Origin of the sequence: Veronia nyctiphanis, assembly GCF_004116385.1 — a bacterium.
Lineage (GTDB): Bacteria > Pseudomonadota > Gammaproteobacteria > Enterobacterales > Vibrionaceae > Veronia > Veronia nyctiphanis.
In genome coordinates, this window is sequence record NZ_PEIB01000074.1 from 1 (window position 1) to 2,938 (window position 2,938).

A 2,938-nucleotide genomic window follows, 5' to 3' on the forward strand; every position below is an offset into this window, starting at 1 on the left:
CTGCGAAGGCTGAAAATCGGCCTAATTTACTGTCCGGAATGAGTTGACCACTACATAAGTGTCGTACTTCGAATTTGAAGCCAGGCGCCTTCAAGCTACATATGTTCCTACTTTCGGGGCGCAAACATCCATGAATAATCTTGTAGCACTTGGAAGCCAAGCTTGTTAGCCAGAGCTATCGATGCCGAGTTACTCTTGTGACAACTCCACCACGGGGCGCGACCTTCAGATAGGAGTTGACTGATATAGTGTTTACATACCAAACTCGCAAAGCCGTTTCGGCGGCAGTTTTCCCGCGTCGCAACTGCAATTTCGACATTCTTGTCGGTTGTATATGATGACCAAGAGCAGGCTACGATTTCGCCATTTCTCAGCAAACACAAGCCACTACCACCGGCCTCAATAAAGTCATCGGGCGAATTCCAGAAAAGTCTGAAATCTGGGTCTATTTCGCCTTCAATACGTTTTGCTAACGAAAAATCAATTCGCTTTAGCTCCAGCCTTCTTCTAAGGATTGCACAATCATCGGGGACAAAGGTGCGTACTTAAAGCTAAGTCGCTCTACCACTCCAAATCCATGTTTCTGAGACATGATACTCTGGAATTCAGCGTCGTCTGACATGAGAACGATGGCTCGGTGCTCTTTGAATAGTTCTGCGACCTTTTCCAGATAAGCACTCTCTGCATTTCCCCGAGAAATTAATACAGCCTCTACACCACGTCGAATAAAGAAAAATACTTCTGGTTGTTTTATGTTGTCGACAAAAAAGATTGAATCTTCAGCGTATTTAACTGCTGCTTCAGTTAACGTTTTCTCAAAAGTCGCTTTATCAATTTTGTGTTCAAAATGCGATGCTTCCACTTTAAGCATTTTTTAACCTCGTTGAGTATTTACCTACGTACATGTACCAAGCTTTTCCGTTCCCCAATACGCAGGCTAATGATATCAGTACTGCGTATAACGCCTGCCAGCACCTTTTGAAAAAGCCACCGCATTTAGCATCGCCGCAAACCGTATTTGAGCCACCAAGAAACAACAACCTGAATGTGAATTCAAATATGTCATTGGAATTTCAGACTCGTCACTCAAACAAAGGTTGTTTAGTGATTTCGATACAAACCTGCGGCTATGAAGAAGGGAATTTGGCGACTAAACCTTGGGACTCAAGACTTTAAAATTGATCGGGGATAACGCCTGCCAGCACAGGCAAAAAATGGCGGAGCGGTTTTTGTCCTGTGACTGCACTTGTTAGCCCTTGCTCCATGTCTTTCGCGGCTTGCCGCCAGCACCTTTTGAAAAAAGCTACCGCATTTAGCACCGCCGCAAACCGCGTTTAAGCCATCAAGAAACAACAACCTGAGTGCGAATTCAAATGTGTGATTGGAATTTCAGACACGCAACGCAAACAACGATTGTTAAAGGAATTCGACACAAACCTGCGGCTATGAAAAGAGGAATTTGGCGGCTAAACCTTTGGGCTGAAAACTCTATAATTGATGGGGGATAACGCCGTTTTAAGCGGAAAATTGTAGTTGGCTAAAATAAGTGAGGCACGAACAAAAGCCCACTGTAATTTGTCCGACTTGAAAACCCTTGTTAGGTATTTTTATCACTTTTGTCTGGAATGTCATTGCACAAAGTACACTCTACACCTTTACGTGATTGATATAGTCTTGAACATATAAAAACTGCTGTTGTGATTGAAGACCAAGTACAAGCAAAAATTAATGCTTCTTGGATTGAATGCTGTTTAAGCAACTCAACTATAAAAAGTAAGGCAGCTACTCCAAGAAATACTTTTAATGCTCTAACGAACCAAAACTTAAATCCCATTTGAACTCCAAACCTGAGAAACACCTAACGCCTGCCAGCACGGGCAAAAAATGCGGAGCAGTTTTTTGTCCAGTGACTGCGTTTGTTAGCCCTTGCTCCGTGTTTGTCGCGGCTTGCCGCCAGCACCTTTTGAAAAAGGGACCGCATTTCGTTTTGCCGCAAACCGTGTTTAAGCAACCAAGAAACAACAACCCGAACCTGAATTCAACTGCGTGATTGGAATTTCAGACACGCAACGCAAACAAAGTTTGTTCACTGATTTCGACACAAACCTGCGGCTATGAAAAGAGGAATTTGAGACTAAACCTTGAGACTCAAAGCTCTATGATTGATGGGGGATAACGCTCGGCTAAACGGCGCGAACGCAGTGAGCGTCCGGCGGAGTGAAACGGAGCGAATTTGAGCCGCTTGTTATGTGAATTTAAAGTGAGCGTGCCCTTTGCCAGAAATTATTAGTCTCTAAGTGCTTGTTCCAAAGCTCAAACTTAGCACGGTGACTTTCCCATGGCTCATCTAAAACTTCACGTTTGTCAGTGAGTGAGTAAGCCATACCTTCCATGAACCATTGAGGTGTATCCAGCCATACTTCAAAGTTACCAAGTTTCTCATGTTGTAAGTGATGAATAAACTCGTGAGAAAGGAAGCTACAATCCCAAGCTCTAGGGCCAACGACAATACCAAATGTACTAAGAGTTACAGCCCTCATTTCATTAAGACCAAATGAGTTAAAGCAGTGTGGCGTGGAACAAAAAATTACTCTAGGATTTTTCTCAAACGGAGCGACTTGCTTTTTAGTGAAGGCATACGCCGAAGAATAAAGCTCTGATGCTATGTCAAGCTGAGAAGTATCATCGATACAAATAGTGTTGTTGATGCAATCCAACCCATTAAACTCTGGTGCCAATATGCGGATAGGTTTGTAGGTTAACCAAATAATTAATGGGCTCAAAGCTATAATAACGAGCAGTAATCTCAATTTCATATGACTTAATTCACATAACGCAGCCATAAACGGCGAGCGGTTTTTGCGAGTCCAGCGCCCATAAAGGCGCGATGTTTGATGGCCTTGTTATGAGCCTACACTTGAAACACCCGCTGAGCCTT

Annotated in this window: 4 protein-coding genes; all 4 read right to left on the minus strand. The window is 43.4% G+C overall.

Annotation, left to right across the window (positions count from 1 at the left end):
• Nucleotides 1-107: 107 nt before the first annotated feature.
• Nucleotides 108-515 carry a GNAT family N-acetyltransferase gene (locus CS022_RS28375; RefSeq protein ID WP_129124440.1) on the minus strand — a complete coding sequence of 136 codons (408 nt, stop codon included), beginning with the start codon at nucleotides 513-515 and terminating at the stop codon, nucleotides 108-110.
• On the minus strand, nucleotides 491-871 hold the full coding sequence (locus CS022_RS24315) for a hypothetical protein (RefSeq protein ID WP_129124437.1): 381 nt from the start codon (nucleotides 869-871) through the stop codon (nucleotides 491-493). The genes CS022_RS28375 and CS022_RS24315 overlap by 25 nt, the downstream gene beginning before the upstream one ends.
• Nucleotides 872-1,597: 726 nt before the next feature.
• Nucleotides 1,598-1,834, minus strand: a complete 237-nt coding sequence (locus tag CS022_RS24320) for a hypothetical protein (protein WP_129124438.1) — start codon at nucleotides 1,832-1,834, stop codon at nucleotides 1,598-1,600.
• 421 nt (nucleotides 1,835-2,255) lie between these two features.
• The gene (locus tag CS022_RS24325) at nucleotides 2,256-2,843 is read right to left on the minus strand and encodes a hypothetical protein (protein ID WP_129124439.1); all 588 of its coding nucleotides are present in this window, start codon (nucleotides 2,841-2,843) and stop codon (nucleotides 2,256-2,258) included.
• Between the last annotated feature and the right edge of the window lie 95 nt (nucleotides 2,844-2,938).